This is a genomic window from Bradyrhizobium sp. URHA0013, assembly GCF_000518345.1.
In the GTDB taxonomy this organism is placed as follows: Bacteria; Pseudomonadota; Alphaproteobacteria; order Rhizobiales; family Xanthobacteraceae; genus Bradyrhizobium.
The window spans coordinates 58,438-75,686 of sequence record NZ_JADK01000011.1 but is presented as its reverse complement, the minus strand read 5'-3'; the positions used below and the strand labels follow the sequence as shown (position 1 = coordinate 75,686).

At 64.1% G+C, this 17,249-nt stretch carries 14 protein-coding genes; 8 read left to right on the top strand and 6 right to left on the bottom strand.

The genetic code is table 11. From position 1 onward, the window contains the following. Positions 1 to 54: 54 nt before the first annotated feature. Positions 55 to 1,002 (bottom strand): peptidylprolyl isomerase, encoded by a 948-nt coding sequence (locus N551_RS0117400; protein WP_027567997.1) that lies wholly within the window; start codon positions 1,000 to 1,002, stop codon positions 55 to 57. Positions 1,003 to 1,363: 361 nt separating this feature from the next. Between N551_RS0117400 and secA the strand changes: the two genes are divergently transcribed. Further along, a complete protein-coding gene (gene secA / locus N551_RS0117395; protein ID WP_027567996.1) occupies positions 1,364 to 4,204 on the top strand; it encodes a preprotein translocase subunit SecA in 2,841 nt (946 codons plus the stop codon). A 221-nt stretch (positions 4,205 to 4,425) separates the two neighbouring features. Here the strand turns inward: secA and N551_RS0117390 are convergent, their stop codons facing one another. Further along, positions 4,426 to 4,860: a MarR family winged helix-turn-helix transcriptional regulator gene (locus tag N551_RS0117390; protein WP_007599198.1), complete on the bottom strand. Its 435-nt coding sequence runs from the start codon at positions 4,858 to 4,860 to the stop codon at positions 4,426 to 4,428. Between the two features lie 178 nt (positions 4,861 to 5,038). Here N551_RS0117390 and N551_RS0117385 point away from each other — a divergent pair, with 178 nt between their 5' ends. The 7 genes from N551_RS0117385 (at position 5,039) to N551_RS0117355 (ending at position 12,641) form a co-directional block, all read left to right on the top strand. Further along, on the top strand, positions 5,039 to 6,226 hold the full coding sequence (locus N551_RS0117385; RefSeq protein ID WP_027567995.1) for a substrate-binding domain-containing protein: 1,188 nt from the start codon (positions 5,039 to 5,041) through the stop codon (positions 6,224 to 6,226). 160 nt (positions 6,227 to 6,386) lie between these two features. After that, complete coding sequence (locus tag N551_RS0117380; protein WP_027567994.1) at positions 6,387 to 7,901, top strand: amidase; 1,515 nt, start codon at positions 6,387 to 6,389, stop codon at positions 7,899 to 7,901. A 138-nt stretch (positions 7,902 to 8,039) separates the two neighbouring features. Continuing rightward, positions 8,040 to 8,897 carry a branched-chain amino acid ABC transporter permease gene (locus N551_RS0117375; protein WP_027567993.1) on the top strand — a complete coding sequence of 286 codons (858 nt, stop codon included), beginning with the start codon at positions 8,040 to 8,042 and terminating at the stop codon, positions 8,895 to 8,897. A 4-nt stretch (positions 8,898 to 8,901) separates the two neighbouring features. Next, the gene (locus tag N551_RS0117370) at positions 8,902 to 10,119 is read left to right on the top strand and encodes a substrate-binding protein (RefSeq protein ID WP_027567992.1); all 1,218 of its coding nucleotides are present in this window, start codon (positions 8,902 to 8,904) and stop codon (positions 10,117 to 10,119) included. A 6-nt stretch (positions 10,120 to 10,125) separates the two neighbouring features. Further along, positions 10,126 to 11,232, top strand: coding sequence for a branched-chain amino acid ABC transporter permease (locus N551_RS0117365; RefSeq protein ID WP_027567991.1), 1,107 nt, complete (start codon positions 10,126 to 10,128; stop codon positions 11,230 to 11,232). Further along, complete coding sequence (locus N551_RS0117360; RefSeq protein WP_027567990.1) at positions 11,219 to 11,953, top strand: ABC transporter ATP-binding protein; 735 nt, start codon at positions 11,219 to 11,221, stop codon at positions 11,951 to 11,953. The genes N551_RS0117365 and N551_RS0117360 overlap by 14 nt, the downstream gene beginning before the upstream one ends. Continuing rightward, the gene (locus tag N551_RS0117355) at positions 11,946 to 12,641 is read left to right on the top strand and encodes an ABC transporter ATP-binding protein (protein ID WP_027567989.1); all 696 of its coding nucleotides are present in this window, start codon (positions 11,946 to 11,948) and stop codon (positions 12,639 to 12,641) included. The genes N551_RS0117360 and N551_RS0117355 overlap by 8 nt, the downstream gene beginning before the upstream one ends. Before the next feature lie 186 nt (positions 12,642 to 12,827). Here the strand turns inward: N551_RS0117355 and N551_RS0117350 are convergent, their stop codons facing one another. From N551_RS0117350 to N551_RS35715, 4 genes are all read right to left on the bottom strand, one after another. Further along, the gene (locus tag N551_RS0117350; RefSeq protein ID WP_245287797.1) at positions 12,828 to 14,372 is read right to left on the bottom strand and encodes a murein L,D-transpeptidase family protein; all 1,545 of its coding nucleotides are present in this window, start codon (positions 14,370 to 14,372) and stop codon (positions 12,828 to 12,830) included. A gap of 410 nt (positions 14,373 to 14,782) precedes the next feature. Beyond that, positions 14,783 to 15,745 (bottom strand): acetyl-CoA carboxylase carboxyltransferase subunit alpha, encoded by a 963-nt coding sequence (locus tag N551_RS0117345; RefSeq protein WP_007599220.1) that lies wholly within the window; start codon positions 15,743 to 15,745, stop codon positions 14,783 to 14,785. A 200-nt stretch (positions 15,746 to 15,945) separates the two neighbouring features. Beyond that, positions 15,946 to 16,914, bottom strand: a complete 969-nt coding sequence (gene xerD, locus N551_RS0117340; RefSeq protein ID WP_027567987.1) for a site-specific tyrosine recombinase XerD — start codon at positions 16,912 to 16,914, stop codon at positions 15,946 to 15,948. A 17-nt stretch (positions 16,915 to 16,931) separates the two neighbouring features. Further along, complete coding sequence (locus tag N551_RS35715; protein WP_035669499.1) at positions 16,932 to 17,078, bottom strand: hypothetical protein; 147 nt, start codon at positions 17,076 to 17,078, stop codon at positions 16,932 to 16,934. Positions 17,079 to 17,249 lie beyond the last annotated feature (171 nt).

The following is a 17,249-nucleotide window of genomic DNA, read 5'->3' as shown; positions in this document are numbered from 1 at the left end:
CGGGCATCACAAAGGCTTAGATACTCTTCACGTCACCGAAGTGACAGCGAATTCTTACTTCTTCGCGGGCGGAGCCATCTTGCTGTCGGACGGCTTCGCATCGGCAGGCTTGGCATCGGCAGGCTTGGCCGCATCAGCCGGCTTGGCGTCCTTGGCCGCATCCGCCGGCTGGTCCAGCCGCTCGACCTTGGCTTCCGCGCGCAGCTTGGCGACATAGTCGGCCTGGGCCTTGCGGGTGACATACTGCTCGATCTGCGCCTTGACCTGCTCGAAATCAGGTGCCTTGCGGCTGCGCTTTTCCTCGACCTTGATGACGTGCCAGCCGAACTGCGACTTCACGGGGTCGGAGATCTTGCCCGGCTCGAGCGCGAAGGCGATTGCCGAGAATTCCGGCACCATCTGCTCCTTGGTGAAGAAGCCGAGGTCGCCGCCGTCGGCCGAGCCGGGATCCTTGGACTTCTTCTTGGCGAGTTCGGCGAAATCGGCCCCCTTGTCGAGCTCGGCCTTCACCGCCTTGGCCTCGTCCTCGGTCTCGACCAGGATGTGGCGGGCGTGCACTTCCTGCTCGCCGGTGATCTGCTTGGAGGCCTCCTCATAGACCTTCTTCATGGCATCCGGGGTGGTGGCGGCCTTGCCCTCGCCGGCGAGCAGGCTGTCCATCAGCAGGCGGTTGCGGGCGAACGCCAGACGCTTCTTGAACTCCTCGCCGTCGGCGAGCTTCTTGTCCTCAGCGGCCTTGCCGACGATCTTCATGTCGATCAGGAAGGACAGGACGTTCTCGTCCTTGGTCGCCGGGTCCATCTGGGCGAGGCTCGGCCCGAGTTCCTCCTCGGCCATGGCGACGTCGCTCTTCTTGATTTCAGCGCCATTGACCTTCGCCAGCACCGGATCGTCGGCAGCCCGGCCGGGACCCGCGATCAGCGCCAGCGCAAGGCAGCCCACGAGGGCGGTGGCGAGGCCGAAGCGCAGGCCGGTTTTGGTTACCGGGAACGAGGTGGTCATGGAAAATCCTTTTGTTGAAGCAGGGGGCTGCTCGAGCGGGGCGGACACTCGCCCAATTCAGGGGGCCTTGGCAACGCGAAAAGTCTGTCAAAATGATGAATTAGCCGCAATGCACCCGCCGTTGACAAGGCCCTGACCGGGCCATATCTCTGCCCGGTCGCGTCCATGCGATGGCGTTTATTTTGCTGCGTTTTTGGCCGTTGAACCCAGACTTGCCCAACTCCCACCCATATGGCGGATGGACCCCCCGCAATCCGGGCTCCGGCGCCCAGCAGGCGTCACGGTGAGTTGATAGGCAGGCGGGTGACAACCTCTTGGCTGCAACGCGAACGCGGTTGAATCGCGAACACAGGAACTAAGCATGATCGGCGCGCTCGCCCGCAAGTTTTTCGGCTCCGCCAACGACCGGCGGGTGAAGGGATATCAGTCCCGCGTCAACGCGATCAACGCGCTGGAGCCCGAGGTCTCGAAACTCTCCGACGAGGCCCTCAAGGCCCGCACCGCCGAGTTCAGGAAGCAGCTCGCCGAGGGCAAGACGCTGGACGACCTCCTGGTCCCCGCTTTCGCCACGGTCCGCGAAGCCGCCAAGCGCACGCTCGGCCAGCGCCATTTCGATGTCCAGCTGATCGGCGGCATGGTGCTGCACGAGGGCGACATCGCCGAGATGAAGACCGGCGAAGGCAAGACCCTGGTTGCAACGCTCGCGGTCTATCTCAACGCGCTCGCCGGCAAGGGCGTCCACGTCGTCACCGTCAACGACTACCTCGCCCGCCGCGACTCCGACTGGATGGGCCAGATCTACGGCTTCCTCGGCTTGACCACCGGCGTGATCGTGCACGGCCTCGACGATTCCGAGCGCAAGATGGCCTATGCCTGCGACATCACCTACGGCACCAACAACGAATACGGCTTCGACTATCTGCGCGACAACATGAAGTACCGGCTCGAGGACATGGTCCAGCGGCCGCACTTCTATGCGATCGTCGACGAAGTCGACTCCATCCTGATCGACGAAGCGCGCACGCCGCTGATCATCTCCGGCCCGCTCGACGACCGCTCCGACTTCTACAACACCATCGACGGCTTCCTGCCCAAGCTCGACAAGTCCGACTACGACGTCGACGAGAAGCAGCGCACGGTGACGCTGACCGAAGCCGGCATGGAGAAGATCGAAACGCTGCTGCGCGATGCCGGACAGCTCAAGGGCGAGTCGCTCTACGACGTCGAGAACGTCTCCGTCGTGCACCACATCAACCAGGCGCTGCGCGCCCACACGCTGTTCACGCGCGACAAGGACTACATCGTCCGCGACGACGAGGTCGTCATCATCGACGAGTTCACCGGCCGCATGATGCAGGGCCGCCGCTATTCCGAAGGCCTGCATCAGGCGCTGGAAGCCAAGGAGCACGTGCAGGTCCAGCCCGAAAACCAGACGCTGGCCTCGATCACCTTCCAGAACTATTTCCGGATGTACGAAAAGCTCGCCGGCATGACCGGCACGGCGCTGACCGAAGCCGACGAATTGTTCGACATCTACAAGCTCGAGGTCGTGGAGATCCCGACCAATTTGCCGGTCGCCCGTCTCGACGAGGACGACGAGGTCTATCGCACCCAGAACGAGAAATACGCCGCGATCCTGGCCGAGATCGAGCGCGCCAATGCGCGGCTGCAGCCCGTGCTGGTCGGCACCGCCTCGATCGAAAAATCGGAAGTGATCGCCGAATATCTCAAGAAGCACGGCTATCGGCAGATCGATTTCGGCAACGAAAATTCGATGCAGAAGCTGTACGCCGCGGCCCGCGCCGGCAAACCGGCAAAGCTGTTCGCGGTGCTGAACGCGCGCTTCCACGAGCAGGAAGCCTACATCGTCGCGGAAGCCGGCGTCCCCGGCGCGATCACGATCGCGACCAACATGGCCGGCCGCGGCACCGACATCAAGCTCGGCGGCTCGCTGGAAATGCGCATCCAGCAGGAGGCCGCTTCGATCGAGGACCAGGCCGAGAAGGCCTTGAAGATCGAGCAGATCAAGGCCGACATCGAGCACTTCCGCGAGATCGTGCTGAAGGCCGAGGAAGAGGTCGAGATCGAGCCGGCGAAGGGTTCGAAGCCGGCCAAGACCGTGAAGAAGCCCGGTGGCCTCTACATCATGGGCTCCGAACGCCACGAATCCCGCCGCATCGACAACCAGCTCCGCGGCCGTTCCGGCCGTCAGGGCGACCCCGGCCGCTCCAAATTCTTCCTGTCGCTGGAAGACGATCTGATGCGCATCTTCGGCTCGGATCGCCTCGACAGCATGCTGCAGCGTCTCGGCCTGCAGGAGGGCGAGGCGATCATCCATCCCTGGATCAACAAGGCGCTCGAAAAGGCGCAGCAGAAGGTCGAGGCCCGCAACTTCGACATCCGCAAGAACCTGCTCAAGTTCGACAACGTCCAGAACGACCAGCGCAAGGTGATCTTCGACCAGCGCGTCGACCTGATGAAGGACGACAGCGTCGCCGAGACCGTCGCCGACATGCGCCACGCCTTCATCGACGACCTCGTCGCCAAGCACGTGCCCGAGCATGCCTATGCCGAGCAGTGGGACGTCGCGGGCCTGAAGGAAGAGCTCAAGCGCGTGCTCGATCTCGACCTGCCGGTCGAGGACTGGGCCAAGGAAGAGGGCATCGCCGACGAGGAGCTGCTCACGCGCATCGAGACCCGGGCCGACGAGCACATGGCGGCCAAGGTCGGGCAATGGGGCCCCGACGTGATGCGTTACGTCGAGAAGACCATTCTGCTGCAGACGCTCGACCATCTCTGGCGCGAGCATCTGATCATGCTCGACCATCTGCGCCAGGTCATCGGCCTGCGCGGCTACGGCCAGCGCGATCCGTTGCAGGAGTACAAGACCGAAGCGTTCAACCTCTTCCAGGAGATGAGCGCGCATCTGCGCGAGGCCGTCACGGCGCAGCTGATGCGGGTCGAGATCGTGCCGCCGGAGCAGGAAGCCCCGGTGCTGCCACCGATGGAAGCGCACAAGTTCGACCCGAACACCGGCGAGGATGAAATGGCGCTCGCCAGCGTCACACTCGGGGCGCAGGCCACCGACGCCGCGTTGCGCGATCCCAAGAACCCGGCAAGCTGGGGCAAGATCGGCCGCAACGAGGATTGCCCCTGCGGCTCAGGCAAGAAGTACAAGCACTGCCACGGGCGGTATGCCTAAGGCTTGAATGTGAGGCGCCGACGTCGGCGCCTCACTCTCCGCTGTCCTCGCCCGGTTTAGCCGGGCGACCCAGTACGCCGCGGCTTCTCGGTTCAAATCACGTCAGTCTCTGGAATACTGGATCGCCCGATTAAATCGGGCGATGACAGCGAGTATGTGGCGCGCAGCTCCATCTCCATCGTCGGGACGACCGTGTCGAGGGAGCTAGCTAAACGCACCACTCAATTCGAGCTGTCGATCAAGCTCTCCAGCAGCCGCTTTAATTCGCTCGTCGACTTGTCGCCGTAGCTCTCCAGGATGTGCTCCTCCTGGTCGACCGCGAGCGAGTTGAGCTTCTTGCTCAGCACCTTGCCGCGATCGGAGATGAACATCAGGACCTTGCGGCGATCGTTCGGGTCCTGCACGCGGTAGACCAGCGTGTCGGAGACCATGCGGTCGATCATCTTGGTCAGCGTCGGATGGTTGAGCAGCACGGCATCCGCGAGCTCGCCCATCGAATGGCCGTTGCCATCCGACAGGACTTTCAGGATGCGCCACTGCTCGACGGGCACGCCTTCCTTGCTCAACCGCAGTTCGAGCTGCCGGTTGATCTCCCGGTTGGCTTGCGCGAGCAGGTAGGCGAGGTGTTCGGTGATCGGGGTGTTCGGTTTTGCCACGGCTAAGACTTTGTCTTGACCCAAATGAGTGAATGTCTTGCAATCGATGCTGCATCTATATGCACTTCAATTCTTGAATATTCAATATTTTCAAAATAGGATATTGCCCAACAATAGGGCGGGTGCCGCGGCCGCCTCTCGAATGAGCTTTCAAGTCTGGTCTCAGACAGGAGTTGGCGTGCGCGCGACGGTAAACTTCCCGGCTCACGGCGGTCCGGCGTTACCGCCGTCCTTGCTGTTCAGGAATCTGTCGTCCGCGGCAGCGGATTTCGACCTGTCGCCGACTGACGCGCATTTCATGAAGCGCCGCGGCGCACACAACAAGCTCCGCATCGGGGGCTTCATGTGCTGCACCGGCTCGCCCGGCGTTTGGGGCCCGTGCGCGACAAGCAGCGCGCAGCTCGCGGTCGCCGAGATCAACAAGCGCGGCGGCATTCTCGGGCGCGAAATCGAGCTTTCGATCTATGACGCGGGCGGCCCGCTCGACGGGATTCTGAGCCGCGCCGAGCAGGCGATCGCGTCCGATGAGATCGACCTCATCGTCGGACTGCATACCAGCGCGGTGCGCGTGGCGCTGCGCAAGGTCACCACGCGCCACCGCATCCCCTACATCTACACGCCCGTCTACGAGGGCGGCGAGCAGACGCCGGGTGTCATGGCGATCGGCGAGACGCCGCGCTGGCAGAGCCGCCCCTCGATCCACTGGCTCGCCGACGTCAAGAAGGCGGCGCGCTGGTACCTGATCGGCAGCGACTATGTCTGGCCATGGCAGTCGCACCGCGCGGTGAAGCGCTACATCAAGGAGGCCGGCGGCCATGTCGTCGGCGAAGAGTTCGTTCCCCTCGGCGAAGACAACCACGAGCCGCATCTGGAGCGCATCCGTGCCGCGAGGCCGGACGTCGTCCTGATCTCGTTGATCGGCACCGACAGCATCACGTTCAATCGCGCGTTCGGCGAATGCGGCCTCGGCGCCACGACGCTGCGGCTGGCCGGGGCGATGGACGAGACCGTGCTGCTCGGAATCGGCGCCGACAATAGCGAGAACCTGTTCTGCGCCTCCGGCTATTTCCCCGGCATCGGATCGCGGGCCAACGACGACTTCCAGAGCCGCTATCGCGCGATGTTCGGACCGAACGGCCCCCCGATCGGGTCGCTCGGTCAATCCAGCTATGAGGGACTGCGCTTCCTTGAGGCCGTAGCGAACAAGGCGGGCACGTTGGCGATGGGGCCGATGCTCGCGGCCGGCCGCAACATCGTCTATGGCGGCGCGCGCGGCCCCGTCACGGTCAGCAACGGTCACACCAGGATGCAAATGTATCTCGCCGCGGCGGATGGCCTCGATTTCAAGCTGATCAAACCGATCTGATGCCGGTGCAGTGACGCGCACAGGCGGAAATCCAAAATAATACTTGAAAAGGAAAATATTTCCGTCTGTAATATCGAGGCGAAGCCGCCCGAGCGGCGCCATGCCGGCGCAGGACGGCTTCCGTCCAATGCCAGGGATCAAGAAACTTCAGGAGAGCGCCGTGACAGTTGTCCTTCCCACGCCAGCCCAATTGCGCAGCGTCGCCGACCAGTGCGGCCTTGCGTTGTCCGATGACGATGTCGCCTCGTTCCGCGGCCTGATGCAGGGCTCGATCGAAGCCTACAATCTCGTCGGAGCCATGCCCGACGAGGTGCCCGAGGTCAAATATCCGCGCACGCCGGGCTATCGGCCCTCCCCGGAAGAGAACCCGCGCAACGCCTGGTATCGCAAGTCGACCGTGAAGGGTGCGGCGAGCGGCAAGCTCAAGGGCAAGACGGTCGCACTGAAAGACAACATCATGCTCGCCGGCGTGCCCATGATGAACGGCTCGGCGACGCTCGAAGGCTACGTCCCCGATTTCGACGCCACCATCGTCACCCGCATGCTCGATGCCGGCGCCGAGATCGCTGGAAAAGTCCATTGCGAATCCTTCTGCATGTCCGGCGGCAGCCACACCAACGCGGTCGGCGCCGTCCACAATCCGCACAAGATGGGCTATTCGGCCGGCGGCTCGTCGTCAGGCTCAGGCGTCGTCGTCGCGCTCGGCGAGGTCGACATGGCGATCGGCGGCGACCAGGGTGGTTCGATCCGCATGCCGTCCTCGTTCTGCGGCACCTATGGCATGAAGCCGACCTGGGGCCTCGTGCCCTACACCGGCATCATGCCGATCGAGGTGTTCGTCGATCACACCGGCCCGATGACGGCGACCGTCGCCGACAACGCGCTGCTGCTGGAGGTGCTGGCCGGCGATGACGGCTACGATCCCCGCATCAAGGCGCCAGAGGTCGAGGAGTACACCAAGGCGCTCGGCCAGGGCGTCAAGGGCATGAAGATCGGCATCCTCAAGGAAGGCTTTGAGCAGGCGACGGCCGAAGCCGCCGTGAACGAGAGCGTGCGAGAGGCCGCAAAGCGTTTTAGGGATCTCGGCGCCACGGTCGAGACCGTTTCGATCCCGATGCATCTCATGGGTCCCGCGATCTGGACGCCGATCGGCACCGAGGGCATGACCCAGACCATGATGTATGGCGACGGTTATGGCCTGTCCCGCTCGGATCTCTATTCGACCACGTTGATGGACTTCCATCGCGGCTGGCGCCGGCAGGCGGATTCCCTGTCCGAGACCACAAAGCTGTTCCTGCTGCTCGGCACCTACATCAACAACACTTTTGGTCCGCGCTATTACGGCAAGGCGCTCAACATCTCGCGACGCCTGACCGCGGCCTACGACAAGGCCTTCAAAGACTACGATTTGCTGCTGCTGCCGACCACGCCGATGAAGGCGACGAAGCTGCCGGAGCCCACGGCCAGCCGCGAGGACTATGTCGCACGTGCGCTGGAGATGATCTCCAACACTGCGCCGTTCGACATCACCCATCATCCCGCGATGTCGCTGCCCTGCGGCATGGTCGACGGTCTGCCCGTCGGCCTGATGCTGGTCGGCCGCATGTTCGAGGAATCCACCATCTACCGCGCCGCCCACGCCTTCGAGCAGATCGGCGACTGGAAGAAGATGTGAGCGAGGCATTGATGCGGGCCAACGGAACAGGGAAGCGTTTCCGCGCGACGTGGATACCGGTTCGCGCCAGGAAAACGTGTCAAGACAACAAGCCTGAGCCCCGTTCCGATTCCATCGGAACGGGAAAGGCTCCGGCGCATGGCTAACGCGTTCGTCGCGGCGTTCGAGATCCTGAGCTTCGGCGCGATCATCGTTCTGATCGTGCTGGGTCTCGGCATCATCGCCAGCATGATGGGCATCTTCAACTTCGCGCAGGGCGAGTTCGTCCTGCTCGGGGCCTACATCACTTATCTTGCCTACGCCAAGGGCCTGCCGATCTGGGCCGGCATGGTCGCCGCGCCCTTCCTCGTCGGCGCACTCGGCTTCGTGCTGGAGGCGCTGATCATCCGACGCTTCTACGCAGCCCCCATCGTCGCCATGCTCGGCACCTATGCGCTCGGCCTGATCATCCGCGAATCCGTGCGCGGCCTGATCGGCGGCTTCTATCTCACCGTGCCGGAGCCGATCGGCGGCTCGATCGACATCGGCGCCATGCATATCTCGGCCTGGCGCTTCACCATCATCGTCATCACGGCGCTGGTGATGGGCGGCTGCTATCTGCTGCTGGCGCGCACCAGCTTCGGCCTGCGCGTGCGCGCCACGCTGGAAAACCCGTCGCTGGCACGCGCCTCCGGAATCTCCACGCCGCTGATCTACGGCGCCACCTTTGCGTTCGGCGCGGCGCTTGCCGGCCTTGCCGGCGCGCTGATCGTCCCCGTGTTCAGCCTGTTCGCCGATCTCGGCCTGCGCTTCCTGATCCAGGGCTTTGTCGCGGTCATGGTCGGCGGCGTCGGCTCCTTCATCGGGCCGGTCGCGGGCGCCGGCGTCATCGGCACGCTCAGTGCCGCGCTGCCCTGGGTGATGGCGCCCGTCGTGGCCGATGTCCTCGTCTTCGTTCTCGCCATCGTCTTCATCAAATTCCGGCCGCAGGGCCTCATTGCTGGAAAAGGGGTTTAGTCACATGTCCGATCGTACTCAGCTCTCCCGTCGTCGCTTCCTCTCGAATTTCGCCTTTGCCTCTGGCGCGGTCGCAACCGGCGTCGGCAGCTGGGTGATCCCGGCGCCCTGGGCCAATGCGGTCGAAGCCCCGATCAAGGTCGGTATCGCCACCGACCTCACGGGGCCGATCGCCTATGCCGGCAATGCCGACGCCAACGTCGCCAAGATGGTGATCAAGGAGATCAACGCCGGCGGCGGTCTGCTCGGCCGCCCGCTCGAGCTCTACATCGAGGACACCGCCTCGAACGAATCCGTCGCGGTCGGCAACGTCCGCAAGCTGATCCAGCGCGACAAGGTCGACATGGTGCTCGGCGGCATCACCTCGTCGATGCGCAACGCGATCAAGGACCCGATCGTCGCGCGCGGCAAGACGCTCTACATCTATCCGCAGCTCTACGAGGGCAAGGAGTGCACGCCCTATCTGTTCTGCACCGGGCCGACGCCCGCGCAGCAGTGCGACGAGTTCATTCCCTGGCTGATCAAGAACGGCGGCAAGAAGTTCGCGCTGCCGAGCGCCAACTACGTCTGGCCGCACACGCTCAACGTCTATGCCCGCAAGGTGATCGAGGCCAATGGCGGCGAGGTGGTGTTCGAGGAATATTATCCGCTCGACCAGGTCGACTTCTCCTCGACCGTCAACCGCATCATCTCCAACAAGGTCGACGTCGTCTTCAACACCGTCATCCCGCCGGGCGTCGGCCCGTTCTTCAAGCAGCTTTATGAAGCCGGCTTCCTCAAGAACGGCGGACGGCTGGCTTGCGTCTACTATGACGAGAACACGCTCAACATCAATCAGGCCGCCGAGATCGAGGGTCTCGCCAGCTGTCTCGACTATTTCAAGGTGCTGACCAAGGAGAACCCGTTCGACGCAAAAATCCAGGCCGCCTACGAGAAGGATTTCCCGGGCAACTTCCTGTTCGCCGCCGGCAGCGCCGCCACCGGCACCTATCGCGGGCTGAAGCTGTGGGAAGCCGCCGTCAAGGAAGCCGGCAAGATCGACCGCGAGTCGGTCGCGGTTACACTCGACCACGCCAAGATCGCCGAGGGCCCGGGTGGACCGGCCGAGATGGTCCCGGGCAAGCGGCACTGCAAGATGAAGATGTACACCGCGGTCGCCAAGGGCGGGAATTACGAGATCGTCGGACGCAGCGACGGGCTCGTCGACCCCAAGGAGTGTTAAGCCGGAATGCTGAAGTCGATGGGCGCAGTGAAACAGGCGATCCCCGCCGAGATCGGCGGGGAGGCGGACGTCGCCATGACTGAGCACGGACCAACGAAGCAAGCCGCTTCGGGCCGAAAGGTCTTGCCGATCGTGGAGGGCGTCGTGCTCGCCGCGGCGCTGCTCGCGCCGCTGCTGCTGCAGGACTACCTCACGGTGTTCGCGACGCGGGTGATCATCCTCGCGCTGTTCGCGCTGTCGTTCGATTTGGTGTGGGGCTATGCCGGCATCATGAGCTTCGGCCAGGCGCTGTTTTTCGGCTCGGCCGGCTATGGCGTGGCGCTGCTCGCGCGCGACCTCAACATCACCAACATCTTCCTGGTGCTGCCTGCGGGCACCATCATCGGCCTCACCTTTGCGCTGCTGCTGGGCGGCTTCCTGCTGCTGGGACGGCATCCCTCCAGCGTGATCTTCGTCTCGCTGGGCACGCTGACCGGATCCTACGCCGCCGACCGGCTCGCGCGCGGCTGGTACTATCTCGGTGGCCAGAACGGCATTCCCTCGATCTCGTCGATGACGCTCGGCAGCTACGAGTTCTCGGAAGGGCCGCCGTTCTATTATCTCGTGCTTGGCCTTCTTGTGGTGGTCTATCTGCTTTGCCGTTTTCTGGTGCGCTCGCAATTCGGGTTGGCGCTTGCGGGATTGCGCGAGAACGAGCAGCGCATCGCCTTCTTCGGCTACAAGACGCAGCACCTGAAGGCGATCATCTTCGCGATCGGCGGCGCGGTGGCGGGTCTTGCCGGCAGTCTTTACGCCTTCCACGAAGGTTTCGTCTGGCCCAACATGGTCGGCGTCGTGGTCTCGACGCAAGTCGTGCTCTATGTGCTGTTCGGCGGCTCCGGCACGCTGATCGGCGCCGTCATCGGTGCCGTCATCGTCGAGGGCGTCAGCTTCTGGCTCTCGGACAATTACCGCGAGGTCTGGCCGATCATCCTTGGCGTGCTGCTCCTGCTCGTGATCCTGTTCCGGCCGCTCGGCCTGATCAGTTTCGTGCTCGGCGAGCGCGAGCGGGTCGGCAGCTTTGGTGGGAAATCCAGGAAGACCGGGAAGGAGAAGCGCGATGCCGCTCCTTGAAGCCACCGGCGTCAAGAAGATCTTCGGGAAGCTCACCGCGCTCGATGGCGCCGCGCTGACCGTCGGCGAGAACGAGTTTCACGGCCTGATCGGCCCGAACGGCTCCGGCAAGAGCACGCTGATGAAGTGCATTGCCGGCGCCGAGGTGCCGACGCAGGGCAAGGTGAGTTTCATCAACACCGACATCACCGCGTTCACGCCGACCGAACGTGCCCGCGCCGGCATGAGCCTGAAATTCCAGATCACCAGTGTGCTGCCGACGCTGACGCTCTATGACAACATCCTGCTCGCGCTGCAGGCGCAGTCCTCGCTGTTCGATCTCGTGTTCTCGCGCACGCGCGGGCTCCTGCACGATCAGGTCATGACCATGCTGACGCAATTTCGCCTTGCCGGCCGCGCTTTCGATGCGGCCGCGGCGCTGTCGCACGGCCAGCAGCAATGGCTGGAGATCGCGATGGCGCTTGCCTGCAAGCCGAAGCTTCTGCTGCTGGACGAGCCCACCGGCGGCATGAGCCTGGAGGAGCGCCGCGTCACCGGCGAACTGTTGCAGCCGATCAAAAAGCATTGCTCGCTCGTCATCGTCGAGCACGACCTCGATTTCATCCGCGACATCTGCGATCGCCTCACCGTGCTCGACCAGGGGAAGGTGCTGGCATCCGGCACGGTGTCGGAGATCCAGGCCAACAAGGCCGTCCAGGAGATCTATTTGCGCCGTGCCTGAATTTTTGAACATCAAGCATCTCGACGCCGGCTATGGCCGCAGCCAGGTCCTGTTCGACGTCAATCTCGGCATTCCCTGGCGCGGCGGTGTCGCCGTGCTGGGCCGCAACGGCGCCGGCAAGACCACGCTGATGAAGACCATCGTCGGCGAGCTGCCGGCGTGGAAGGGCGAGGTCGCCTTCGACGGGCGCGACATCAGCCGCCGCGCGACCCAGGAGCGCGTGCGCGCCGGCATCGGCTACGTGCCGCAGGAGCATTCGGTGTTCGCGCGCCTGTCGGTGCGCGACAATCTCGCGGTCGGCTCGCTCGCGAGCAGAAAAGCCGACGCGGTCGACCACGTGCTGACCATATTCCCAAAGCTCGGCCAGCGCCTCGACCAGCCCGCCGGCACGCTGTCTGGCGGCGAGCGCAAGATGCTCGCCATCGGCCGCGCCATGCTGGGCGATCCAAAACTGCTTCTGCTCGACGAGCCGACCGAAGGCGTCTGGATCGGCGTGATCGAGGAGATCACCGAGCGCCTGATCGAACTCGCGAAAACCATCGCCGTCATCATCGTCGAGCAGCACCTCGACCTCGCGCTCCGCGTCGCCGACTACGCCTACGTGCTCGACCGCGGCCGCGTCGCACTGCAAGGCGAGGCAGGCGAGGTGAGGGGCAATCCGGAGCTGCTGCGGTATCTGGCGCCGTAGGAGAGCGCGCGTGAAGCGCGTCGCTCTCACACCGAACTCGGCTGTCATGCCTCGCGGAGGCGGGGCATCCCGTACGCCGCAGCTTCTCGATCGATAAGGGGTGCCTGGAATACTGGATTCCCCGCCATCGCGGGGAATGACGGCGTCAGGCTGGGATGGATCGGAGAGATTAAGCGGAGCGCCCGCTTACTTCACCGCCCCAAACCGGCTGTCGAACGAGTTCGACTGCACGACCGGCGCGGCGCCCATGATCTGGGTCGCTTCACCCGCGCCATCCGACACCGACGGCTTCAGCGTCGGGCGCGTCGCCGCGAGGCGGGTATCGGGCTTCGCAGGTTCGGCGGGCTTGGTTGCGGCAACAGCCGGCTTCGGCGCATCCTTCGCTGCATCCTTGGACGTGTCGCGACCCGGTACGAACCGGGTCACCGCGGCCTTCAGCCGGGACGCTGCGGTCGGCGGTGTCGTGGTCGTCGCGGCCGGAGCGACGGATGCCGTGGCCTGCGGCGGAGGCGTGGTTGCCGTGGCGTCGGCGTTGCCCATGCCCATCTTGCGGCCGAGGTTGGAGAAGAAGCCGGATTTCTCAGGCGCAGCTGCGGTGGCGACGCGGGCGTTGGCGGCGGGCGTGCTGACGGCGACGACCGGCTCTTCCTGCGGCGAGGGCGCGGCTGCATCGAGATTCGGCTTCGGCGGATTGACGTGTCCAGGGATCGTGCCGGGCGCCTTCGCCATCGCCAGCATCTGCAAGGTGGTGCCTTCGGCGCCCTCCGACAGGCCGGTCGAGCCTTCCGGAATCTTCGCGGCGAAGATCTTGTTCATGCCGCCGTCGATACCGGTGTTCATGCGCGCAACGGGCGTACCGCGCGAAACCAGCTTGTTGTACTCAGCCTGGTCGCGCGCATCCTTCTCGCGCACGGCGCTGACGATCTCCTCGGGGACCACATAGGCCGGACATTTCGCGGACGCGTCGAACACCGGATCGCGCTTGGCGTCAGGCGCCTTCGCCGCGTCGAACACGTACTTCTTCTCGCAGAAATCGACCTTCGGCTCCTGCCGCGTCACCTCGAAATGATCATAGCCTTCCTTGATCATCTTCCAGAACGGCATGTTCGGATTGTTCCGGTGCTTGGCCATGTTCACCGGCGTCATCTTGAACGGATAGGCCTGCAGCTGGAACGCCTTCTGGCCGCCGAAGAAGGATTCGCGCCCGAGCGAATAGATCTCGGCGATCTGCTCGTCCGTCATCGCGTAGCAGCCGCGCGACGAACAATCGCCATGCACCATCAGCTGCGAGCCGCTGCGGCCCAAAGCCTTGTCGAACGCGTTCGGATAGCCCGTGTTGAACGACAGATAATACGCCGACTGCGGATTCATCTGGCCCGGATTGATCGAGTAGAATCCTTCCGGCGCCTGGCGGTCGCCTTCGCGGACCTTCGGGCCGAGGTCGCCCGACCAGCGACAGATCGGATAGGTCTTGAGCAGCGCGAACTGGCCGTTGCGGGTCTGCTTCCAGACCTCGAGCTCGGCCTCCTGCTTGAACAGGCGCACCAGGATAGGTGATTGCAGATCCATGTTCTTCTCGACCATCGCGGCGAGAAGCTTTGGCGGCACCGGCTGGTTGGCCTTGGCATTGGTCGCAAGCGAAACCTGGTCGGTATCGCAGCCGGCCAGCACGAAGCTGGCGGCAAGCGCCACCGAAACCAGAAACGCGCGAGCAAGCGAACGAGAAATCAAGATGGACCCCACACCGTCCAGGGCAGCGCGCGCAAACCCCAATGTTGAAGCATGATCCGACCGGAGACCGGGACCCGTCGCGACGGGCTTTTTCGCAATCACGCTCCAGCGCTTATGCCCTGAAGCCATTGATTAAAATTCTAACCTCTGGGTCATGTGGTCGCAACCCGAACGGGGATCACGAGCCCGTTGGCCCAAAGGCGTGGTCAACGAAGACTTAAACTGGGCCGTAACTTGGGCCTCGCGGCCAAACCGGTACAGAGATCGCTGATTTGGGCAAAAAAAGGGTTAACGCGGGGTTACCGGACGCCTGCGGGGCTCGGCCGGCCTCAAATCCAGCGTCGTCCTGGCGAAAGCAGCCTGGACGACGGCGGAGGGTAACGCGTCCAACGGGTCCCAAACCGCCCGAATCAGCCCAGTTTCCGGCCGATATCGAGGAATTTCTGCCGCCGATGCTTGCGAATGGCGTCACCGTCGAGGCCCCGGAGTTCGTCGAAGGCCTTGGCGATGGCATCGCCCGTGGTGGCGATCATGGCGGCGGGGTCGCGATGGGCGCCGCCGACCGGCTCCTTCAGGATGCTGTCGATCACGCCGAAGCGGAGCATGTCCTGTGCCGTGATCTTCATGTTGTTGGCTGCTTCCTGCGCCTTGGAGCCGTCGCGCCAGAGGATCGAGGACGCGGCCTCGGGCGAGATCACGCTGTAGATCGCGTGCTCCAGCATCAGGACCTTGTTGGCGGTGGTGATGGCGATGGCGCCGCCCGACATGCCCTCGCCGGTGATGATGGCGACGTTCGGCACGGTCAGCGCCATGCAGGCATCGGTCGAGCGCGCGATCGCCTCGGCCTGGCCGCGCTCTTCCGCACCGATGCCGGGATAGGCGCCGGCGGAATCGGCGAGCGACAGCACCGGCAGGCCGAACCGCTCGGCCATCTCCATCAGCCGCACGCATTTGCGATAGCCTTCGGGCCGCGCCATGCCGAAATTATGCTTGATGCGGCTCTCGGTGGAATCGCCCTTTTCCTGGCCCATCACGCAGATGGCCTCGCCACGGAAGCGGCCGAAGCCGGCCACCAGCGCCTCGTCCTCGCCGAACTTGCGGTCGCCGGCGAGCGGGGTGAACTCGGTGATCAGGCCCTTGATGAAGTCGTTGAAATGCGGCCGCTGCGGATGCCGCGCGACCAGCGTCTTCTGCCACGGCGTCAGGTTCAGATAGAGGTCGGCCATCGCCTGCGCCGCCTTGTCCTCGATCCGCCCAATCTCCTCGGCGATGTCGCTGCCGGAGGCCGCAAGCGTCCGCAATTCATCGAGCTTGGAATCGAGCTCGGCGACGGGCTTTTCGAAATCGAGATAGCTGCGCATCTGGTCTGGCATCAACTCAATATAGGGAGAACGGGGCGAGGCGGCGAAGCGGATTCGATGTCGTGGAAAGAAATGTAGGTCCGTCAATGAGTTGGCTTGTGTGTTCGCAACCAGCGCAGGCCAATCATCGTGAGGCCCCGGCTCTTTCTGCGGAGATGTGGCCGAAGTCAAGGCGGTTTCGGCCTTGGCCTGTAGCGGGGCGACGCGCAGACCTACTTCTCCGCCAGCGGGTGCAGGTCGCGGACCAGGCTCTTCAGCCGCTCCTCGACCACGTGGGTGTAGATCTGGGTGGTCGAGATGTCGGTATGGCCGAGCAGCGTCTGCACGATGCGCAAATCGGCCCCGTTGTGCAGCAGGTGGCTGGCGAAGGCGTGGCGCAGCACGTGGGGGGAGACCAGCCGGGCCTGCAGGCCCGAAGCGACCGCGAGCTCCTTCAAGTCGCGGGCAAAGTGCTGCCGCGTCAGATGCCCGCTCTCGCCGAAGGAGGGGAACAACCATTTCGAGGCCGCCACGCTGTTCTTCTTGTCGGACTTGTTGTTGTCCTTGGCGGCCTCCGTCGCCGCGAGATAATCGGCCATGGCCTGGCGCGAGGCCTCGTTGAGCGGCACCAGCCGTTCCTTGTTGCCCTTGCCGCGCACCACGATCATGCGGGCGTCGCGCTTCGCGGCCGTGCGCGGCAGCGCCACCAGCTCGGAGACGCGCAAGCCGGTGGCGTAGAGCACCTCGAGCAGACAATAGAGTCTGAGGGCGCGCAGCCGTTTCGAGGGCGAGGCATCCTCTGCCTCGCTCAATTCCTTGGCGCGGCGGAGCATGCGGTCGACATCCCCTATCGACAGCACCTTCGGAAGGCCGCGGCCGCGCTTGGGGCCGGACAGGATCGCCGCGGGATCGTCGGTTCTGATGCGTTCGTTCAGGAGGAAGCGATAGAGATGCCGCATCGCTGACAGCCGCCGCGCGACGCTGGTGGACTTGAAGCCGCGCGTGTCGAGATCGGCGAGATAGTCGCGCAGCGTCTGTGTCTCCGCGTCCGCGAATGCATGGCCGACACGGCCGAGAAACTCGGAGAAGTCGGTGAGGTCGCGGCGATAGGCATCGAGCGTATTGGCACCGGCGCCCTGTTCCGCCGCGAGCATGTCGAGGAACAGGCCGGTGAGTTTTGTGTCCGAGGGCTTTGCACGCATGCCCCGGAGGCTACCTCCTATTTCTTGAGAAACTTATCCGGCGGGATCGTCACCGTCATTTCCCGCGGCTTGGGATTGACGAAGTTCGCCAGCGCGAAGACCACGCCATAGACGATGCCGGCGATCACGGCGACGACCGTCAGGAAGCGGAACAGGCTGGGCATCGGCAGGATCTCGGAGAGGGTCTCGGTCAGGCGGCTTGGCGGGCAAATTAACCAATGAAATCATCCAACACGTTCGCCGTTTCGTGGCAAGAGTCCTCTGGCGAGGCCCCCTTTGGGGTCGTATAGGTGGCCAAAGGATGCCGCCTTTGGCGGCAGATCGAGCGAGACCCA